Annotated in this window: 20 protein-coding genes; 9 read left to right on the plus strand and 11 right to left on the minus strand. The window is 71.9% G+C overall.

All coding sequences use genetic code 11. The features are described 5' to 3' along the window. The first annotated feature begins 214 nt into the window (after positions 1 to 214). Complete coding sequence (locus AC156L_RS34515) at positions 215 to 475, plus strand: hypothetical protein (protein ID WP_330875688.1); 261 nt, start codon at positions 215 to 217, stop codon at positions 473 to 475. Positions 476 to 550: 75 nt separating this feature from the next. Here AC156L_RS34515 and AC156L_RS34520 read toward each other — a convergent pair whose 3' ends face one another. The 3 genes from AC156L_RS34520 to AC156L_RS34530 are packed head-to-tail and all read right to left on the minus strand — an operon-like array spanning position 551 to position 2,840. Next, on the minus strand, positions 551 to 1,198 hold the full coding sequence (locus AC156L_RS34520; RefSeq protein WP_330875689.1) for an HD domain-containing protein: 648 nt from the start codon (positions 1,196 to 1,198) through the stop codon (positions 551 to 553). A gap of 50 nt (positions 1,199 to 1,248) precedes the next feature. Continuing rightward, positions 1,249 to 1,893, minus strand: coding sequence for a hypothetical protein (locus AC156L_RS34525; protein ID WP_414719858.1), 645 nt, complete (start codon positions 1,891 to 1,893; stop codon positions 1,249 to 1,251). Positions 1,894 to 1,898: 5 nt separating this feature from the next. Beyond that, positions 1,899 to 2,840 (minus strand): hypothetical protein, encoded by a 942-nt coding sequence (locus tag AC156L_RS34530; RefSeq protein ID WP_414719861.1) that lies wholly within the window; start codon positions 2,838 to 2,840, stop codon positions 1,899 to 1,901. Positions 2,841 to 3,340: 500 nt separating this feature from the next. Here AC156L_RS34530 and AC156L_RS34535 point away from each other — a divergent pair, with 500 nt between their 5' ends. Beyond that, positions 3,341 to 3,931 carry an FKBP-type peptidyl-prolyl cis-trans isomerase gene (locus AC156L_RS34535; RefSeq protein WP_330875691.1) on the plus strand — a complete coding sequence of 197 codons (591 nt, stop codon included), beginning with the start codon at positions 3,341 to 3,343 and terminating at the stop codon, positions 3,929 to 3,931. A 66-nt stretch (positions 3,932 to 3,997) separates the two neighbouring features. Here the strand turns inward: AC156L_RS34535 and AC156L_RS34540 are convergent, their stop codons facing one another. Next, positions 3,998 to 4,969 (minus strand): quinone oxidoreductase family protein, encoded by a 972-nt coding sequence (locus AC156L_RS34540; RefSeq protein WP_330875692.1) that lies wholly within the window; start codon positions 4,967 to 4,969, stop codon positions 3,998 to 4,000. Continuing rightward, positions 4,962 to 6,608 carry a DUF885 domain-containing protein gene (locus AC156L_RS34545; RefSeq protein ID WP_330875693.1) on the minus strand — a complete coding sequence of 549 codons (1,647 nt, stop codon included), beginning with the start codon at positions 6,606 to 6,608 and terminating at the stop codon, positions 4,962 to 4,964. Before AC156L_RS34545 ends, AC156L_RS34540 begins: the two co-directional genes overlap by 8 nt. A 153-nt stretch (positions 6,609 to 6,761) precedes the next feature. Between AC156L_RS34545 and AC156L_RS34550 the strand changes: the two genes are divergently transcribed. Next, the gene (locus AC156L_RS34550; RefSeq protein WP_330875722.1) at positions 6,762 to 7,022 is read left to right on the plus strand and encodes a hypothetical protein; all 261 of its coding nucleotides are present in this window, start codon (positions 6,762 to 6,764) and stop codon (positions 7,020 to 7,022) included. After that, a complete protein-coding gene (locus AC156L_RS34555; protein ID WP_330875694.1) occupies positions 7,019 to 7,882 on the plus strand; it encodes an ATP-grasp domain-containing protein in 864 nt (287 codons plus the stop codon). Before AC156L_RS34550 ends, AC156L_RS34555 begins: the two co-directional genes overlap by 4 nt. A gap of 140 nt (positions 7,883 to 8,022) precedes the next feature. Here AC156L_RS34555 and AC156L_RS34560 read toward each other — a convergent pair whose 3' ends face one another. Then, positions 8,023 to 9,612: a solute symporter family protein gene (locus tag AC156L_RS34560; RefSeq protein WP_330875695.1), complete on the minus strand. Its 1,590-nt coding sequence runs from the start codon at positions 9,610 to 9,612 to the stop codon at positions 8,023 to 8,025. Between the two features lie 8 nt (positions 9,613 to 9,620). Next, positions 9,621 to 10,040 (minus strand): DUF485 domain-containing protein, encoded by a 420-nt coding sequence (locus tag AC156L_RS34565; protein ID WP_330875696.1) that lies wholly within the window; start codon positions 10,038 to 10,040, stop codon positions 9,621 to 9,623. Between the two features lie 381 nt (positions 10,041 to 10,421). On the opposite strand from AC156L_RS34565, the gene AC156L_RS34570 reads away from it, so the two are divergent. The 4 genes from AC156L_RS34570 to AC156L_RS34585 all read left to right on the plus strand — a co-directional run bounded on the left by AC156L_RS34570 (position 10,422) and on the right by AC156L_RS34585 (position 14,668). Next, a complete protein-coding gene (locus tag AC156L_RS34570; RefSeq protein ID WP_330875697.1) occupies positions 10,422 to 12,890 on the plus strand; it encodes a sensor histidine kinase in 2,469 nt (822 codons plus the stop codon). Next, entirely contained in the window at positions 12,887 to 13,318 is a 432-nt protein-coding gene (locus AC156L_RS34575; RefSeq protein WP_330875698.1) for a roadblock/LC7 domain-containing protein, read from the plus strand. The genes AC156L_RS34570 and AC156L_RS34575 overlap by 4 nt, the downstream gene beginning before the upstream one ends. Positions 13,319 to 13,325: 7 nt before the next feature. After that, a complete protein-coding gene (locus AC156L_RS34580) occupies positions 13,326 to 13,823 on the plus strand; it encodes a DUF742 domain-containing protein (RefSeq protein WP_330875699.1) in 498 nt (165 codons plus the stop codon). A 113-nt stretch (positions 13,824 to 13,936) separates the two neighbouring features. Further along, complete coding sequence (locus tag AC156L_RS34585) at positions 13,937 to 14,668, plus strand: Clp protease N-terminal domain-containing protein (RefSeq protein ID WP_330875700.1); 732 nt, start codon at positions 13,937 to 13,939, stop codon at positions 14,666 to 14,668. A gap of 56 nt (positions 14,669 to 14,724) precedes the next feature. On the opposite strand, the gene AC156L_RS34590 is transcribed toward AC156L_RS34585, so the two are convergent. Beyond that, complete coding sequence (locus AC156L_RS34590; protein ID WP_330875701.1) at positions 14,725 to 15,513, minus strand: alpha/beta fold hydrolase; 789 nt, start codon at positions 15,511 to 15,513, stop codon at positions 14,725 to 14,727. Between the two features lie 203 nt (positions 15,514 to 15,716). On the opposite strand from AC156L_RS34590, the gene AC156L_RS34595 reads away from it, so the two are divergent. Next, positions 15,717 to 16,181, plus strand: coding sequence for a GbsR/MarR family transcriptional regulator (locus AC156L_RS34595; RefSeq protein WP_330875702.1), 465 nt, complete (start codon positions 15,717 to 15,719; stop codon positions 16,179 to 16,181). 606 nt (positions 16,182 to 16,787) lie between these two features. Here the strand turns inward: AC156L_RS34595 and AC156L_RS34600 are convergent. From AC156L_RS34600 to AC156L_RS34610, 3 genes are all read right to left on the minus strand, one after another. Further along, the gene (locus tag AC156L_RS34600) at positions 16,788 to 17,756 is read right to left on the minus strand and encodes a COX15/CtaA family protein (RefSeq protein WP_330875703.1); all 969 of its coding nucleotides are present in this window, start codon (positions 17,754 to 17,756) and stop codon (positions 16,788 to 16,790) included. 211 nt (positions 17,757 to 17,967) lie between these two features. Then, a complete protein-coding gene (locus AC156L_RS34605) occupies positions 17,968 to 18,780 on the minus strand; it encodes an ABC transporter permease (RefSeq protein WP_330875704.1) in 813 nt (270 codons plus the stop codon). Continuing rightward, entirely contained in the window at positions 18,777 to 19,715 is a 939-nt protein-coding gene (locus AC156L_RS34610) for an ABC transporter ATP-binding protein (RefSeq protein WP_330875705.1), read from the minus strand. The genes AC156L_RS34605 and AC156L_RS34610 overlap by 4 nt, the downstream gene beginning before the upstream one ends. Positions 19,716 to 19,820 lie beyond the last annotated feature (105 nt).

The raw sequence follows: 19,820 nt of genomic DNA on the forward strand, positions 1-19,820 counted from the left end.
CCGCAAGGGCGGCTCGACCAACACGATGAAGTTCTTCCACATGTCGAACCTGTACCTGATGCTGGTGTTCTGCGGCCTCGCCGTGGACGCCGTCGTCGGCCTGCCCGTCCTCGGCCGGCCGTTCTAACTCCTTCGGGGGACTCCCCGTAGCGATCCCCGCGCCCTCCCGATAGTCCCGGTAGTCCGTCGTCGGGGTTCCGGGGGGTGAAGGCGCGTGGTCGGGTCAGCGGAGCTGGTGGTCGAGGCCCTGGTGGCGAGGGTCGTCGCACGGGAGGCGGGCAGGGCGTCGCCCGCCGTGGTGGACTCGTCCGCCGCGTTGAGGGCACTGGTGTGCAAGGCGCTGGGCGGGCGCGGGGCCGACCTGGTCGAGCACCCCGCCGAGCGGCGCGGTGAACTCCTCGACGCCCTCCGGGAGCCGTGCCCGGCCCTGGTGGCCACTGCGCGCGAGGTGCTGGCGTCGACGCGGGCCCGGTGAGCGGGCCGGGAACGCGGCTCGGCGAAGAGGGGCTGGCGGCCCCCACCGAGCCGCCCGACGCCCCGCACCCGAGCGCTAGGACACCGCCGCGAGCAGGTCGGTGACGCACGGGTCGTCGAGGGACTCGACGATGCACTGCCACAGCTCCAGGTTCGCCGTCGCCCACCTCGTGTAGGTCGCGGCGGCCTCCGGGTCGTAGAAGTAGTAGCCGTCGTCCTGCTTGCCCTGCTGCTCGCCGACGATCTTGTGCGCCAGTTCCTGGAGCGTGATCCCGTTCTCCAGCAGGTACTTGTGCGCCAGCACGACGGGTGTGACGGGGAGCGCCTTGAACAGCGTGTCCGCATCGGACAGCGCCTGCGCCTCCAGGCTGATGTCGCGGTGGCGGGTCCGCATCTCCGCCTCGTCGACGATCCGGTCCACCCACTCCGCCGTGTCGAGGTCCACTCCGGCTCCGGTGAGGATCTCCCGGCGGAGGCCGTCGCCCTCGGCCGCGGGCGAGTTGCGGCGCACCACGTAGTTCACGTCGTGGACCAGCGCGGCCACGTGCACCACGTCCACCTCGGAACCGTTGCGCTCGGCGAAGTGGACCGCCTTGTCCCGCACGAAGCTGACGTGGTGCCAGCCGTGGAACTGCAATCGGGGAGCGAGGCGCGTGCACAACTCCCACACGCGCCGCTCCACATCGGTCATGACATCGGTCGAAAGTGCGCTTCGGACACGCATCGGAGCCCTCCCATGCCGGGTGGGCCGATGGTAGGTCCCTCTGGAGATCCTTAGAGCTGGTTCGTCAGTTCCTCCAACCGGGACTCCACCGGGACGTGCCGGTGGCTGGCACCGGTGTCCGGGTCGAACGACAGGCTCCACGGGCTGATGGCGCGGGACTTGACCAGGAACGTCATGGTGTCGTCGCCCGCGCGTGGAATGCGGTGGAACTCGTGCGCGAGCATCGTCCCGGACGTCCCGGCCGGGCACTCGGTACCGCGCAGCAGCGTCGCCGACAGGATGGACCGCTCGCCGTCCCCGAGCCGCGCGGTGTAGCGCTCGTGCAGGTAGGAGCCGGTGAGGATGGTCGTGCTGAAGTGGTACCGGTGGTTGTGGACGGAGTCCGCGTACCCGTGCCGCCAGTCCCGCTGCGGCTTGTACTCGTGCAGCCAGAACGTGAACGGTTCGCCGGGTTCGTCGCGCAGGCACCAGGCGAAGTGGGTGGTCGTCTCGCGGGAGCGCGCGACGATCCGCCGCTCCTCCCGCGGGGTGAGGGTCCGCAGGTGCTCCCGCAGACCCTCCCGCAACCCCGGTTGGGACGCCCACCCCGCTACCAGCGGTCCGATGGACCACTGGTCGACGGCAGGGGGCCCGGCCGCGGTGATCCCGGAGGCTAGTTCGAGCAGGGTGGCCGTCCCGGCCAAGTCGGTGAGCACCGCTATCAGCTCCCCAGCTGAGCGAAGGCCGAGAATTCCCGGCGGAAGGAGTGGAACTTCTCTTCTAGAGAGTGGAAGCCGCTATCGGTCAACGGCACACCGGTGATCTTCTCGAACAGCGCGAAGAATTCCACGCGACTGGTGTTCGGTCGGATCACGAAGTGCTGACCCGCCCGTGAATTGCTGACCCGGAGGAATTCCGCTCTTTCCATCCCGTAGAGGAATGAGCCCTCCGTGAAGCGCAGGGTCCGCGGGTACAACCTGACCACGCCGGCGCTGGTGTTGCTGTAGAGCGTGAGCCAGGCGCTGTCGTCGAACAGTTCGAGCCGGTCGAGCGGTGGGTCGGAAATGATCGTCACGTCGATCCGGTTGCACCTGCTCCGCGCGAGGAACAGGCCGACCAGGCCGATGGCGATCTGCTCGCGCAGCCGGGCCTGGATGGTGTCGTAGTCGCCGTCGGCGCCCTCGTTGCGCAACAGGTACCGCGCCCGGCCGCTGATCGCGCTGCCGTCGCGCGGGTCCGCGAGCACGGCCCGCAGTTCGCACTCCGACCTCGACATCAGCAGGCGGCACGCCGCGTACCTGCCCGCGAAGCCGCGAAAGCAGTACAGCCTCGTGCGGTCCAGGTCCTGCATCATGAGCTGGTTGAACGCGGGGTCCGGTTTCGCGGTCGGCTCGAACACGTGGCTGGGGAAGAACTCGCGATCGAGCGCGCGGTACTCGGCGGTCAGCTCCTGGAGCGCCTTCCTGCTCTCCTCGACGACCGGGGTCACCAGCGAGCGGTGCGTCGCCGAACTGGTCAGCAACGTCTGCCCGAACCCGACCACCGCCGAGATCATGGTGCCGGTGCCGATGGACGTCAGGAAGTTCTTGAACGTTCCCGGATCCATTCCACTGGACACGGCCAGGCAGATTCCAGAAGTGACGACAAGGCTCAGCAGGAGCAAGCCTGTTCGGGTCCAGAACAATTCCTGCAACAGGTTGCTGCGGATGCCTCCGGCCTCCGCGGACACAGGGCCACCTCCTCGATCTGCACCCGAATGGAGGAATGCGTTCAGTATCCGAACGAGTGCGCGGAGTTACTGTACGCGCAGAGGTGACCGGGCGGTAGCCGCAATTCGTGGCGGTGTATTGGACGATAATGGTGATCTCCGACCGCGCACGGTGAACGGGTTGGGCCGGTGGTGGGTCCGGGCCTGGTTCCAACGGACGTTCGGCCGAATCCAGGCAACCATGAGTGCTCCCGGCCGAACGCCGGGACGTCCGTCCGTCGTCCTCGCGACCGGGTCCCCGTGCCCGTCGGAGGGTCGGGTCCCGGTGCCGGGACCGGGTGCCGCGGGCTCGGAACACCCCGTGCGACGGGCCGTCGCGCGCCGCCGGGGGAGGGCGGATCGTCGACCGGGCCTGCCGGCGGTCGGGTCGGGGGCTCCACCTAAGCTCCGGACCCATGCGTACTGTCGGCCGTACGGCCCTGACCCTCGCCGCCCTGGTGTCCGCAGGCCTCTCCCTCGCCGCGTGCACGCCCAGCGACCGGCCGTCCACCGCCACCGGCGGAGCCTCGACCCCCGCTGCCACGGCGCCGAGCGTGGACGACCGTCCCTCCGCCGTGTCGCCCGCGAGCGGCCCGCCCTGCACGCCGGAGCAGTTCCAGGTCGTGGGCGCGCTCGGCGCCAAGCCCACGGTCACCGTGCCCACGGGCTGCAAGCCGCAGGACGGCCTCGTGGTCAGGGACATCGAGGTCGGCACCGGCCCTGAGGTCAAGCAGGGCTCGACGGCGACGGTCCACTACGTGCTCAACACCTTCAGCGACCAGAAGTTCCGCGAGTCGTCCTGGGACGGCAACCGGCCGTTCCCGGTCGAGAACGTCGGCCAGGCCTCGGTCATCCAGGGCTGGAACGAGGGCCTCGTGGGTCTGAAGGAGGGTGGCCGCCGCCTGCTCGTCGTGCCGTCGGACAAGGGCTACCCGAACGGCCAGGGCGACATCCTGCCCGGCGAGACGCTGGTGTTCGTCATCGACGCCGTCAAGGTCGAGGGCTGAGCCGCACCGACCACCGGCAGCGGGGCCCGTCCGGAACACCGGACGGGCCCCGCTCCGCGTTCGGGGTCAGGGGATCAGCAGCAGCTTCGCCGTGGTCCGCCTGCCCTGGAGGTCCTCGTGGGCCCGGCGCGCCTCGGCCAGCGGGTAGCGCCCGCCGATCGCGACCGTGAGCGAGCCGTCGAGGACGGCCGCGAACAGCTCACCGGCCCGCCACTCCAGCTCCTCGCGGTCGGCCACGTAGTGCGCGAGCCGAGGCCGGGTGAGGAACACCGAGCCCGCCGCGTTGAGCCGCTGCGGGTCTACCGGCGGCACGGGGCCGCTGGACGCGCCGAACAGCACCAGGTAACCGCGGGGCTTGAGCACCGACAGGCTGCCGTCGAACGTGTCCTTGCCGACGCCGTCGTACACCGCGTTGACGCCCGCGCCGTCCGTGAGGCGCCGGACCTCCTCGACGAAGTCCGCCTCGGTGTACCGGATGACCTCGTCGGCCCCGGCCTCCCGTGCCAGCGCCTCCTTCTCGGCCGTCGACACGGTGCCGATCACCCGCGCGCCGCGCGACTTGGCCAGCTGCACGAGCAGCAGCCCGACCCCGCCCGCCGCGGCGTGCACCAGCACGGTGTCGCCCGCGTGGATCGGGTACGCCGACGCCGCCAGGTAGTGCGCGGTCAGGCCCTGGAGCAGGGTCGCGGCGGCCGTCTCCTCGTCCACGCCCTCCGGGACGCGCATCGCCTTCGCCGCCTCGACGACCGCTTCCTCGGCGTAGCTGCCCCGACCGTCGTGCCACGCCACCCGGTCGCCCACGGCGAACCCGGTCACGCCCTCGCCGACCGCGGTCACCGTGCCCGATCCCTCGCCGCCCAGCCTGATCGGCAGCTCCATCGGGTACAGGCCGGACCGGTGGTAGGTGTCGATGTAGTTGACGCCCGCGGCGGCCACCGCCACGACCAGCTCGCCCACCCCCGGCTCGCGGGGCTCGACGTCGGTGTACTCCAAGACCTCCGGCCCACCGGTCGAGCGCACCAGCACTGCCTTAGGCATTCGCTTCCCCATTCTCGTGTTCGTTCGTCCCGCCGAGGGCGACGCGGCGCGCCAACCCCAGCGGCAGCGCCCCCGAGCCCGCGATCGTGTCGTGGAACTCCCGCAGGGTGCCCCGGCCCGCCGCGAGGTAGTCGGCGCGGATGCTCTCGATCTCCAGCGCGCCGGTGAGGTACGACGGCGCCTGCGTCGGTGCCGCGCAGTAGCGGTTCACCTCGCCCTTGGCCGTGCCCGGCGTGAGCGAGGCCTTGGTGGTCATGAACTCCTCCGCCTCCTCCGGTGTCCGCTCGCCGCAGTGCAGCGCCGTGTCCACGATCATCCGCGCCGCGCGGAACAGCCGCGCCTCCAGGTGCGCCAGCTCGTGCGCGGGCTCGGTGAAGTAACCGTGCTCGCGCAGCAGGGATTCCGCGTACAGCGCCCAGCCCTCGGTGAAGTACGGCGTGCGCAGCACCTTGCGCACGGGCCGGTCCTGCGCGGCCAGCCACGACAGGTGCCAGTGGTGGCCGGGGTAGGTCTCGTGCACCGCGATCGTCGGGAGCTGCCCGCGGGTGTTGGTGCGCAGCCGCTGCACGACCTGGTCCGGCGTGAAGTCGTCCGGCGGGTACGGCACGAGGAAGTGGCCCGTGCGCCGGTCCGTGAGCGGCGGGGGAGACAGGTACGCGGCGACGGCGGACACCGGGCGCCGGAACTCCGGCGACGGGACGACCAGGCACTCCTCGCCCCCGGCGAACGTGACCAGCTCGTGCTCGGCGAGGAACGCCCGCGCCCGCGCGGTCTCGGCCTCGTACTCGGAGCGCATGTCCTCCACGGTCGGCGGGTGGTCGTCCTGCTGCGCCAGCATCACGTCGTGCCAGTGGCGCGGCGCGGTCAGCTCGTTCATCTCGGCTTCGAGCGCGTCGTAGGCGGCGATGCCCCGCTGGTGCAGCTCCGCCGCCCCGTAGCCCAGCAGCTCCTGCTCGACCAGGAGCGTCGAGTACAGCTCCTCGCCCATCCGCCAGTCGCCGGTGGCGCGCTCGGCGAAGCCGTCCAGGAAGGCGGCCAGCTCGTCGAACGCCACCGCGGCGGGCTCCGCGGCGGCGGCGAGCCTCGCCCGCAGGTCGGGGTCGGCCACCTCGGACGGCAGCGACCGGGTGAGGAACGACCGGCCCGAGCGCGCCTGCCCGACGGCCCGGCGGACGATCAGCGGCGACGCCAGCCCGGGGTCCAGGTTCGCGCGGCACGCGGCCAGCACCGACGGCACCTCGGCCAGGCGCGCCAGCACCGTGTCGACCAGCTCGGGCTCCGGCCGCAGCCGGTGCAGGAACGCCGTGAAGAGCGGGAACAGCACCGCGGACAGGTACAGCGCCGGGTCGCGGCGCCACGCGGGCCACGCCGCCGACGCCCGCACCCCGCGCAGCACGGACACGAGCAGGTCGCGGTCGACCGCCTCGTCCAGGCTCAGCCCGGTGTCGGGCACCGCCTCGAAGCGCTCCAGCCACCGGCCTGCCTCGCGCTCGTGCTCGGTGAAGCCCGCCGCGCTGAAGTCACCGAACGTCCGGTCGTGCGCCGGGGAGCCCAGCATCGCGGCCATGCTGGGGAACCGGTCGAGGTGCCAGGCGAGAACCCCGTCGACGAGACCGGGGAGTGTCGGATGATCGTTCACACGGCGGAAAGCTACTCGCAGCCGCCGCCCGCGGCTCGGGGCCGCCGTCGTGGGGGCGGTCACCACCCGGAAGTTACCCGCGGGTTCTAAGGTGGACGCGTGGCTGACGACGAGCAGGTAGCGGAGAAGAGGACCACCGTCCCCCCGAAGGCGGTGAAGTCGGCGACCGCGTTCGTCGCCAAGCACGGCAAGGGATCGCGCGCCGTCGTGGAGCCGATCGGCCGGGCGGGCGCGCGGGTCGTGCTCGTCGGGGCCGACGACGGCGCCCTCGGCGACGTGGTGCTGCCCGACGTGGCCACCGCCGAGGCCCTCGTCGAGCAGGTCGCCGACCTCGAACCGGCCGAGTGGGACCGCGAGACGACGTCCGCGCTGACCATCGGCCCCGCCCACCGCCACCGGATGGCGGGCAGGTGAAGGTCCTCCTCGTGTCCTGCGGGGACGTTCCCACCGGGGACGGGGACGACGACGCCCTCGTCGGCGCGCTCGACGACGTCGGCGTGCACGCCGAGTGGGCGCCGTGGGACTCCGGTGTGGACTTCGCCGCGGCCGACCTGGCCGTGCTGCGCTCGCCGTGGGACTACACCGACCGCCTGCCGGAGTTCCTGGCGTGGTGCGCGACCGTGCCGGGGCTGGCCAACCCGCTGCCGGTCGTGCGGTGGAACACCGACAAGGCCTACCTGGTCGAACTGGCCGCCGCGGGCGTTCCGGTCGTGCCCACCACGCTGCTGCACCCCGGCGACCGTCCACGGTGGCCGTCCGGTGGCTTCGTCGTGAAGCCCGCAGTCGGCGCGGGGTCGCGGGGTGCGCTGAAGGTCGCCGACGGCGACCACGCCGCGGCCGACGCGCACTGGGAGTCCCTCGGCGCCAAGGCGCTGCTCCAGCCGTACCAGTCCGCTGTGGACAGCCACGGCGAGACCGCCGTGGTCTACTTCGGGGGCCAGTACTCGCACGCGTTCACCAAGGGCGCGATGCTGACCGAGGACGCGGTGCTGGACCCGTCCGGCACCTTCATCGTCGAGCGCCTGTCCCCGGCCGTCCCGGACGCCGCCCGCAGGCGCGTCGCCGAGGACGTCCTGGACGCGGCGACGGGCCTGTTGGGCATCCGCCGCGCCGACCTGCTCTACGCGCGGGTGGACCTGGTGGCGGGCGAGGACGGCTCACCGCTGCTGCTGGAACTGGAGCTGGCGGAACCCTCGCTGGGCTTCCGCCAGACCGACGCCGCCGCGCCGCAGCGCTTCGCCTCGGCCGTCCGCGCCGCGCTGTCCGCCCGCTGACGCCGACGGCCCGCTCACGGTGGCGCTGGTCGACCCGGCGTCCACGCCCGAGCCGGTGCAGGGGCGGTGGGGCGACCTCGACGGGTGCTCGCCCGACCTCGACGGGATCGACGTGAGCCCGCTGTAGGGCGTCGAGCGGCTCAGTTCAGGCCGCTGCCGATGCCGGTCATGGACCTGACCTCCATCTCCGCCTGCTTCACCGGGTCCGCCTCGGTGCGGCTGAGCAGGGTGCCCAGCCAGCCGCAGAGGAACGACAGCGGGATCGACACGATGCCGGGGTTGCCCAGCGGGAACCAGTGGAAGTCGACGCCGGGGAAGATCGAGTTCGGCGCGCCGGACATGGCGGGGGAGAAGATGATCAGCACCACGCACGACGTCAGGCCGCCGTAGATGCTCCACAGCGTGCCCGCCGTGTTGAAGCGCCTCCAGAACAGCGAGAACAGCAGCGTCGGCAGGTTCGCCGACGCCGCCAGAGCCAGGGCCAGCGCCACCAGGAAGGCCACGTTCTGACCGCTGGCCGCGATGCCGCCGACGATGGACAGCAGGCCGACCACGATCGCGGTCAGCCGCGCCACCCTGATCTCCGAGCGGGGGTCGGCCGTGCCGCGCTTGATCACGTTGGCGTAGACGTCGTGGGCGAAGGAGGCCGACGCGGTGAGCGTCAGGCCCGCCACCACGGCGAGGATGGTGGCGAAGGCGACCGCCGCGACGACGCCCAGCAGGACCGCGCCGCCGACCTCGAACGCCAGCAGCGGGGCCGCCGAGTTCTCGCCGCCGGGCGCCGACGCGATCTTCTCCGAGCCGACCAGCGCCAGCGCGCCGAAGCCGATGACGAGCGTGCACAGGTAGAAGGTGGCCATCAGCAGCGTCGCCCAGACCACCGAGCGCCGGGCCTCGCGGGCGTTCGGCACGGTGTAGAAGCGCATCAGCACGTGGGGGAGGCTGGTCACGCCCAGCACCAGCGCGAGCGCGAGCGAGACGAAGTCGAGCTTCGACAGCTCGCTGCCGCCGTAGAGCGCGCCCGGGTCCAGCACCTTCGCGCCCAGCGGGGTGTTGCGGGAACCGGTCTCCATGATCGCCGAGAGGCTGAAGCCGAACTTGCCGAGCAGGAAGATGGTCAGGAAGCTGACGCACAGCAGGAGGAGCACGGCCTTGATGATCTGCACCCACGTGGTGCCCTTCATCCCGCCGACCAGCACGTAGACCACCATGACCACGCCGACCACGGCGATGACCACGGCCTGGCCCACCCGGTCCTGCACGTCGAGCAGCAGGGCCATCAGCGCACCCGCGCCCGCCATCTGCGCGATCATGTAGAACAGCGAGATCACCAGCGTCGCGTTCGCCGCCGCGGCCCGGACCGGGCGCTGCCGCATCCGGAACGAGAGGACGTCGCCGAGGGTGAACCGCCCGGTGTTGCGGAGGCGCTCCGCGATCAGCATCAGGCCCATCATCCAGGCGACGACCCAGCCGACGGAGTAGAGGAAGCCGTCGTAGCCGTGGACCGCGATGCCGCCGGAGATGCCCAGGAACGACGCCGCCGACAGGAAGTCGCCCGACAGCGCGATCCCGTTCTGCGGGCCGGTGAAGCTGCTGCCCGCCGCGTAGTAGTCCGCCGCCGTCGTGTTGCGCGTGCTCGCGCGGTACACGACGTAGAGGGTGATGAGGACGAACACGGCGAACACGCTGATGTTGATCGCCACGTTGCCGTCCGTGGCAGGTCCGTCCACCCGCACCGCTACTCCTCGACGATTCCGGCCAGGCCGCGGACCACGACCACCTGCGGGTCCAGCTTGCGCCTCGCGTAGCGCGCGTAGGTCAGGGTCAGGGCCACGGTGGTGACGAACTGCAACAGCCCGAGCAGGATGCCGACGTTGACCACGCCGAGCACGCGCGTGCTCATGAAATCGTGCGCGTACGCGGAGGCGACCACGTACGTGAGGTACCACGTGAGGAACAACGCGGTCATCGGGAAGATGAATACGAGAGCCCGCCTGCGCAGCGCCTTGAATTCCTCGCTCTGCTGGATGGCGACGAAGTCGGGATTGCCTTCCTCGTCCACCAACAACGGCTGCGCGGGTTCGTCGAATGTGGCGAACCCGCGACCGCGATTAGGTGTCAGCCGCGAATCGAGGGGGCGCGGCACGGCTTTCGTCATCGTGGTCCTCCACGGGGATTCCGGCGGGAGCGGTCGTCGCGACGACCGGTAGCCGGCGGCGCACAGCGTAGCTGGGGGAGCCGTGGAGTCAACCGGATGGCCCAGGTTGCGTTGCCCGATCGGCCAGGTCCGCACCGGCCGGTCCGCTCCCCGTTAGGCCATTCGGTGACAATCTTGCGCGTTGGTCGTTGTCGGGGACCTGACCCTCGCCTACCATCGTCCGACGACATCGCCGCCGTGAATCACGACCCACTGCTGAATGACAACAACGATTTCGAACGGCTAACCGCGCCCAACCCGCACGGTGATCGCCCGACTACCGACCTTGGGGTCCATCCGGTGACTGCGCAGAACCGTGTTCGATGGCGGTGGGCCACCGTCGTGGACTGGCGCAATTGGAGACTCCCCGTCAAGGTCGCGGCGGTGCTGCTGGTCCCGGTGGCGGTCGCCGTCGGCACCGGCGTCCTCCAGATCCGCGGCTACGTCGTGCGCGCCGACTCCTACGCCGCCATCGGCAAGCTGGTCACGCTGCGTTCCGCGCTGACCCCGCTGATCACCGCGGTCCAGGACGAGCGGGCCCACCAGGCAGGCCGCGTCGACGGCACGCCACCGGAGGCGAACGCCTTCCACGAGCGCGGCGCCGTCACGACCCGCGCGTTCGAGGTCGTCCGCGGGCTGGCCCAGGACCCCGCCACCTCGCTCGGCGACGTCGCGTCCTCCCGGTTCGCCGAGGTCACCACCCAGGTCAACGGGATGCCGCAGCTCCGGCAGTCCATCGACGCGGGCTCGGACGTGTCGGTCTCCGTGATCGCCTACACGACCGTCCTGCGCTCGATGCTCGACTTCGACCAGGCGCTGATCAACGAGTTCGGCGACGCGGCGCTCGCGAGCACCGGCGGCGCGCTGCACCACCTCCAGATGGCGGGCGAGCAGCTGTCGCTCCAGCACGCGGTGCTGCTCTCGGCCGTGAGCCGCGGCCGGGTCCTCGACTCCGAGGTCGTCGCGCTGGACCAGTCGCGGCTGCGCTACCTGGACCGGATCAGCGACTTCGCCGCGCTCGCGACGGCGGAGCAGCGGGACCTGCGGACGCAGACCGTGACCGGCCGCGACGTCCTGGCCCGCGACCGGATGGTGCAGGACGCCCTCACCACCGTCGCCACCGCGGACGAACCGGACCCGCCGTCGCTGGAGTCGAAGGTGCCCGCCGGGGAGTGGGTGACCGCCTCCCGCGCCACCGACGCGCTCGTGAACAAGGTGCTCGTCGGCCTGGAGGGCGAGCTGGCGGACACCGTCGCGACGCTCCAGGACGAGACGAGCGACCAGGCGGGCCTCATCTCGACGATCCTGCTGGCCTCGCTGCTGGCCGCCGTCGGCGTCGGCGTCGTCTTCGGCAACAACATGATCCGCTCGCTGCTGACCCTGCGCCGCACCGCGCTGCACGTCGCCCAGCACCAGCTCCCCGAGCTCGTCTCCGACCTGCGCGAGGAGGGCGCGAGCGAGGTCGTCATCGAGCCGGTGGCCGTGCACACGACCGAGGAGTTCGGCCAGCTCGCCCGCGCGTTCGACGCGGTGCACCAGCAGGCCGTCGGCTCCGCCGTCGAACAGGCCAGGCTGCGCGGCGGCCTGCGCAACACCTTCGTCAACCTGTCGCGCCGCAGCCAGGGCCTCGTCGAGCGGCAGCTGCGGCTGATGGAGGAGCTGGAGCGCAAGGAGGAGAACCCGCAGCAGCTCGCGAACCTCTTCAAGCTCGACCACCTCGCCACCCGGATGCGGCGCAACAACGAGAACCTGATGGTCCTCTCCGGCACGGACGTGACGCGCCGGTTCAGCAAGCCGATCCCGCTGGCCGACGTGCTGCGCGCGGCGGCGTCGGAGATCGAGCACTACCAGCGGGTCGTCGTGCAGACGACGCCGCAGGTCGAGGTCGTCGGCTACGCCGCGAGCGACCTCGTGCGGCTCATCGCGGAGCTGCTGGACAACGCCACCGCGTTCTCACCGCCCCGCAGCCACGTCATGATCGTCGGACGGCCGCGCAACGGCGGCGGCGTCGTGATCGACGTGATCGACGAGGGCGTCGGCATGTCGCCCGCCGACCTGGAGGCGGCGAACGTCCGCCTGCGCTCGGTCGACGCCGACGAGCTGCCCGCGACCCGGCAGATGGGCCACTTCGTCATCGCCAGGCTCGCCGCCCGGCACCAGATCGAGGTGACGCTGGCCGACCAGGGCCCGCACCGCGACGGGCTGCGCGCCGTCGTCGGCGTGCCACCGGACCTGGTCCGCACGCCCCGCGACGCCGCGCCCACCGTGGTCGACGCCCCACCCCCCGTCGAACGCCGGGCCCCGGTGGTCCCGTCCGCGCGGCCGAGGCCCGCCGGCAACGGGGTCGCGCCGGCCACCAACGGGGTCGCGCCGGCCACCAACGGGGTCGTGCCCGCCGGCAACGGGGTCCGGCCCGCGCCTGCCGCGAAGAACGACGACGGCGAGTGGTCCTCGTTCCGCGGCATGGCCGTCGACGACACCGACCCGGCGGCCACCACGAGGTCCGTCTGGTTCAAGGGCGAGCTGCCCACCGGCGAGGCACCGCGGCACCGCCTCGACGACCAGGCCGCTCCCGCTCCCCGGCCGGACGGCGTCGCGCCCGACGCGGCCCCGGCGGCGGGCTCCGAGGTCGAGTTGCCGAAGCGCCGGCCGAGGGGCAACCTCGTGGCCGGACGCCCTGGCCCCGAGGGCGTCGCACCCGTACGGCGGGATCCGAACGCGACACGCGGCTTCCTCTCGAGCTACCAGACCGGAATCCGGCAAGGTGTGAGGGATTCCGGCGATCACCGTCCCGCACAGGAGAACCCATGACCTCATCGCGGTCTCGCCAGGTGGACCAGTTCGGCTGGTTGATCACCAACTTCACCGAGCGCGTTCCGGGGGTCGCGCACGCCGTCGTGATCTCCGTGGACGGCTTGCTGCTCACGGCGTCCTCCGGCCTGCCGGGCCAGCGCGCCGACCAGCTCTGCGCCATCGCGGCGGGCGTCACCAGCCTCGCCCAGAGCGCGGCGAACTTCTTCGACGGCGGCGGGGTGCTCCGCTCGGTCGTCGAGATGCAGCACGGCATCATGCTGCTGATGTCGGTCCGCGACGGGTCGTGCCTCGCGGTGCTCGCCGCGCCGGACAGCGACGTCGGCCAGGTCGCCTACGAGATGACCGTCGTCGTCGACCAGGTAGGCCAGCTGCTCACGCCGGAACTCCGTGCGGAGCTGCACGGAGCGACGAGGATGTCCGCGTGATGCCGTTATGACCGGATCGGACTCGGACCAGACGTTCGCGGACCTGCTCAACGGGATCACGCTCGCGGGCGGCTCGCGCAAGGGCCGCAAGGGCAAGCGCGACCAGCCCGCCGCCCAGAAGATCAGCCTGCCGGTCCAGCCGGTGCAGGCGCCCGCGGACGAGGTGGAGGAGACCGCGGGGATCGTCCGGCCCTACTCCTGGACCGGCGGCCGCACGACGTCCGATTTCCAGCTGGAGATCGAGACCATGGTCAGCGTCGGCGAGGAGCTGTACGCGGGTCCGATCAAGGCCGAGTACCAGGACGTGATGGCCCTCTGCGAGGGGCCGCGCTCCGTCGCCGAGGTCGCCTCCCTGCTCGGCATCCCGCTCGGCGTGGCCAAGGTGCTGCTCGGCGACATGGCCGAACGCGGTCTGCTCGACGTCCACGCGACCGCCGCGGTCGACGGTGACATCCCCGACCTCGGCCTGATGGAACGCGTGCTCAGCGGCCTCCGCAAGCTCTGATCCCCACCGCGCCGCGGTGAACCCCCGTCGTCCTGACCCGGTCTCGTGCCGCCCTCCTTGACCTCTAACCCCACATGGGGGTATTCATGGGGTTACAGATTGAGGAGGGGTTCATGCCGAAGATCAACGTCTACCTGCCCGACGAGCTGGCCGAGGCGGTCAAGGAGTCCGGCGTGCCGGTGTCGGCGGTCTGCCAGCGGGCGCTGGAGGAGTCGGTGAAGCGGGTGACGGCCATCAGGGCCGCCGTCCTCGACGACGTGGCGTCCGGCGCGTCCGCGCTCCAGCTCTCGCGCTTCACCCAGCGCACCCGCGACGTCATCGGGCTCGCCGTCGAACGGGCGCGAACGCTGGGCGCCCCGCACGTCGGCACCGAGCACCTGCTGCACGGCGTGCTCGCCGAGGGCACGAACCTCGCCCTGCACGTGCTGCGCGCCGTCGAGGTCGCCCCGGACCGCGTGGCCCGCGAGCTGGCCCGCCGCGAGCCCACCGACGGCGGGAACGTCCCGGAGCGGTTCGGCGGCCACGCCGCGAACGCGCTGGAGCTGACCGTCACCGAGGCGCTCACCCTCGGCCACAACTACGTCGGCTGCGAGCACCTGCTGCTCGGCCTGCTCGCCGAACCCGACGGTGTCGGCGGCCAGGCCCTGCGGGCCGCGGGCGTCGACCTGCGGACCGCCCGCGCGGCCGTCGTCGCGGCGCTCGCGGGCTACGTCCACCTGCGGGCCCAGCCCGCGAGCGCGGGAGGTCCGCCCGACGTGGCCGCCGCCCTGCGCCGCGAACTCGCCCCGCTGATCGAGCGGCTCGACCGGGTGGAGCGCCATGTCGGGCTCGTCGACGAGAACTGACCTCGTGGTGGGGATCCTGATCGCGGTGCTGGTGGTGCTCGCCCTCGCGTGAGCCGTCAGCCGATGATCGCGGCCAACGCGGAGTACAGCGCGGCGGGATTGTCGACCATCGGGAAGTGGCCGGATTCGGGAATGGCCACCGTGGTCGATTCGTCGAGCAGCGGAACGGGGTGACGGGTCCGGTCGCCCAGCGCGCCGTAGAGGTAGGCCGCGCGCGGCAGGGCCCGGTACCAGTCGAGCAGCTTCCCGCTGTCCGACCACTCGACCAGCGACCGGGAGCTCTCGTGGACGGCGGCGGGCGCGCACGTCGCCGTCCACTCGCCCCACGCCCGCAGGTCGGCCTCGGGCGCCGTCCGCAGCGAGTCGACGAACCGGTGGAACTCGTTGACCGCGAAGTCCTCCAGGTCCAGCTCGGCGATCTGCCTGCTGACCAGGCCCGCGTCCTCGCCGACCAGGTTGCCCTCGACGCTGGTGTAGGTGACCAGGCTGGTGGCGCCCTGGGCCGCGATGAGCCCGACCGCGCCGCCCAGGCTGTGCCCGACCACGTGCAGCCTGCGCGGGGCCAGCCGGACGACGACGCGGCTGACCACGTCCGCGTAGGCCTCCAGGGTGTGCGCGCCCGACCGCAGCGGCGCGGTGCGCCCGTGGCCGGGCAGGTCGATCGCGCACGTCGTGAGGTGGGCCAGCGCGGGGGAGTCCGTGATGCCCGCGAAACTCTCCTTGGTGCAGCTCAGGCCGTGCAGCAGGAGGACGACGTCCGGTCCGGCGGGCCGGATGTCCGCGACGACGTCGACGACCGCTCCGCCGTGGTCGACGGGAATGGCCTGGTTGTGGAGGAGGTTCATCGTCCGGCTTCTGTCGTCGGTCGTGCTCGGGGCGTGGTCGGCTGTTCATCGGGATGTTGCGGCGCAACCTTGACCCGCATTCATTCTTTCGCGTGTTCAATCCCGGTGATTCAGTGAATTCTTCCGCAATTCTGCGGTTCTCTTGCCAGAATCCATAAATGGCCTACTATGGCTTCAGTGTCGACCGAAACCAAGGAGTCCTCGTGAGCGCCGGACGGGAAACCCGCCTCTCCGCCTGGGTCGAGCGGGTGGCGGCGCACTTCGCCGAGGAGGGCATCCCGCTCATCGGCGGCCGCATCCTCGGCTACCTGCTGGTGTGCGAACCCGTCGAGCGCACGGCCGCCGAACTCGCCCAGGAGCTGGAGGCCAGCAGCGGTTCGATCAGCACCAACCTCAAGTTCCTGGTCAACGCCGGGCTCGTCACCAAGCGCACCCGCAGGGGGCGGCAGGCCGCGGAGTACCGCGTCGACGAGAAGCGCTGGGCCGACATGGTGCAGCGCAGGCTGGACGCGCTGGTCAGCGTGCGCGACCTGACCGAGTCGGGGATGCGGCTGCTCAGCGGCGACCCGCAGCGCGCCCACCGGCTGCGCACCGTGGACCAGCTCTACACCTGGCTCGCCGACGAGCTGCCCCCGCTCTGGGAACGCCGCCCCGCGCCGCCCAGGTGACCGCCGCCCCCAGGCGGTTCGGCACGGCCTCGCAGTCCCGGCGCGGCGTCTCGGCGTCGTCGGCGCGCACCACGAACACCCCGAGCCGGTTCCGCGAACCACCCGACGGGTCGTAGTCGGGCACCGTCGCTCCCGAGGGCATCGCGAACGCCCCGACCTTCCGCACCGTGGTGCCGGGGGACAGGATCGAGGTCCGGTCGACGGCGTTCGGCAGCCACCGCGGGTTCGTCCCCCACGGCGTGCCGCCCGCGCCCGTCGGGATCACCGCCGGCGACGCCGCGGCGCGCCCGCCCTCCACGAGCACCGAGGGCGGGTGCTCGACCGGCTCGCCCAGCAGTTCCCGCACCAGCGCCGCGATCGGGTCGACGCCGAACACGGTCTCGATGGTCGCCACCGACCTGTCCGTGACGCTCGTGCGGGCGGCCGCTCGTCCACGGCGGTCGCCGGCAGCGGCGCGAGGGCGAGCACGTGCGGCTCCCCGCACCCGGCGACGCGCGGGAACACGCGCTCCAGCGGCGCCCCTGGCGCGCACGGAGACGATCTTCTTGGCCGGACCCATCAGCCGACCGTGGGTTCCACCCGCGAGCGGACAAACCCTAGAGTCCCCTAAACGGGCTGGTCAGACAGGCTTTCGAGGCGCTCGTGCGACGTCGGACCCACCTCGGTCGGCACCGGCCCGCGAGACCGGCTCGCGACCCACAGCGCCGCCGTCGCGACCACGACGGCCCCGGCGCCCAGCACGTGCACCGACACCAGCACCTCGGGCACACCGGTCCAGTACTGCACCATGCCCAGCACCCCCTGCGCGAGCGTGACGCCCACCAGCACCCAGTAGCGACGGCGCAGCACCGCGTCCCGCGAGAACGCGTGCACCGCGAACCCGAGAGCGGCCACCATGCCGAGGAACAGGAACAGCAGGTCCGCGTGCCCCTGGGCCAGCGCGTCCACCGGCAGGTCGAGCCGAGGGGTGTCCGCGTCACCCGCGTGCGGCCCGGCGGCGGTCACGAACGTGCCTGCCAGCAGCAGGAACCCCAGCACCGCGGCCTGCACGACCTGGAGGTGCAGCAAAGCCTTGGGCAGCAGCGGTTCCGACGGCTCATCACCCTCGGCCAGCGACCGGTGCAGCAGCACGGCCAACCACACGAGCCCCATGGACACCAGGAAGTGCACCGACACGGTCCACCACAGCAGTCCGGTGAGGACGGTGATCCCACCGATGACGGCCTGCAACGCGACCCCACCGAGCTGGATCAGCGCCAGCACCAGGACCCGCCGCCGCCGAGGCCGCCCCAACCAGGCAGCCACCACGATCAACCCGGCGATGATCCCGACCACGCCGGTCAACGTCCGGTTCCCGAACTCGACCCACTGGTGCAGCGGCCCGATCTCAGGGTGGGCGACAGGCGTCAGGCTCCCCGCCACGCACTGCGGCCACGTCGGACACCCCAGCCCGGAGCCGGTGACCCGCACGATCGACCCCGTGACGGCGATACCGCCCTGAGCGACGACCAGGGCAACGGCGATCGCGCGCTGGAGGGACAGGAGACGATCGGTGAACCAGCCGGGAACAGACACCCGTCGATGGTAGGACGCCGCACCTGAGAACCGAACAACCGGGCCACCAGCGCAAACACAGTGACCCCGGTCTCACGACCAGCAGGCGAAGGGCCGGTGGACCACGGGCCTGACCAGGTGGGACGCGACGCGCGGCCGGTTCCACCCGCGGGTTCGACCCCTACCGCGGACCCGAGCCGCACCCACGACGTCGGCGACCGCTCCCCGCGACTCAGTCCAGCTTGGTGGTCCGCGAAGCCACCCCGGCAGCGACGACCCCCCACACCACCAGCACCGCGACGGGCCCGACCCCCGGGCCGCTCCCGTCCACCACGGCGGCGTGCAACCCCTCCGCCAGCGCGGCCGACGGCAGCAACTGCACCACGGCCGCGACCCCGGAGGGCAACGACTCCACCCCCAACGCCACCCCACCGATCAGCAGCAGCAGGAACCACACGATGTTCGCCAGCGCCAACACGATCTCCGCCCGCAGCGCCCCACCGAGCAGCACACCCAGCGCGCCGAACGTCAACGTCCCCAGCACGATCAGCAGCACGGCCCACACCAGCCCGCCGACCGGTGGCCGCCACCCCAGCACCAGCGCGGTCCCACCCAGGATCACGACCTGCACGGCCACCACCGCCAGCGCCGCCGTCACCCGACCACCGACCAGCAGCCACCGCGGCAACGCCGACGCCAACCGCTTGAGCACCCCGTACCGCCGGTCGAACCCCAGCGCGATGGCCTGCCCCGTGAACGCCGACGAGAGGATCGCGAGCGCGAACACGCGCGAGACGGCCGAACCCACCCTGGGTTCCGGCAGCGGGATCGCGGTCATCAGCGAGAGGGCGACCAGCAGCGCCACCGGGATGATCACGGTGAGCAGGACCTGCTCGCCGTGCCGCAGCGTCAGCAGCATCTCCACGCGCGACTGGGCGAGGAACATCCTGCCCAGCTTCCCGCGCCCAGGGGCGGGGGTGAACGTGCCGGGGGTGAACCTGGCCGACGACGTCACCGTGTCTCCGATCGCGCTTGTCCGGGTCATGAGCGGAGTTCCCGGCCGGTCAGTTCGATGAACACGTCTTCGAGGCTGCGCTTCGCGACCATCAGCTCCTCGGCGAGCACACCCTGCTGGGCGCACCACGAGGTGACGGTCGAGACGACCTGAGGGTCGATGCGCCCCTCCACCACATAACTCCCACCTGTGGGTTCGCGCACCTTCAGACCCTCCGGCAGCGCGGCCATGAGCAGGGCGGTGTCGAGGCCGGCGCGGGTGCGGAAGCGGAGCTGCTGGTCGTCGGGTTCGTCGGCGGTCAGCTCGCGGGGGCTGCCCTGGGCGACGACGCGGCCGGAGTCGACGATCACGACGTGGTCGGCCAGTTCCTCGGCCTCGTCGATGAGGTGCGTGGTGAGCAGGACGCTCACGCCGTCGCGCCGCAGAGCGGAGATCAGCTCCCACACCAGCCGCCGCGCCTGCGGGTCCATGCCCGCCGTGGGCTCGTCGAGGAACACCAGCTCCGGACGGCCGACGAGCGCGCACGCGAGCGACAGGCGCTGCTGCTGGCCACCGGAGAGGCGCTTGTACGGGGTGCGCACCGCCCCGGTGAGCCCGAGGACGTCGAGCAGCCACGCCGGGTCGAGCGGGTTGGCCGAGCAGGTCGCGATGAGGTTCAGCAGCTCGTCGGCGCGGACGCCCGGATAGCCGCCGCCGCCCTGCGGCATCACGCCGATGCGGGGCCGCAGCCGGTCGCCCTGCGTCCTGGGGTCGAGGCCGAGCACGCGCACGGTGCCCCCGTCGGCGGTGCGGAAGCCCTCGCACACCTCGACGGTCGACGTCTTGCCCGCCCCGTTGGGGCCGAGCAGCGCCAGCACCGTCCCGGTCGGGAGCGTGAGGTCGAGCCCGTCCACCGCGAGCGTCGTGCCGTACCGCTTGACCAGTCCCGACACTTCGACGGCTGAGGTCACGGACTGGGTGGTCACGACCGGGAAGCCTAGGGCGTGCCACCCGTCACCCGGTGGTGGGGTCAGCCCCACCAAGGGCCTCGGGGTGGCGTCAGGGTCGCATCGGGGAATTCCCCCCTACCT

The organism is Umezawaea sp., assembly GCF_057122925.1.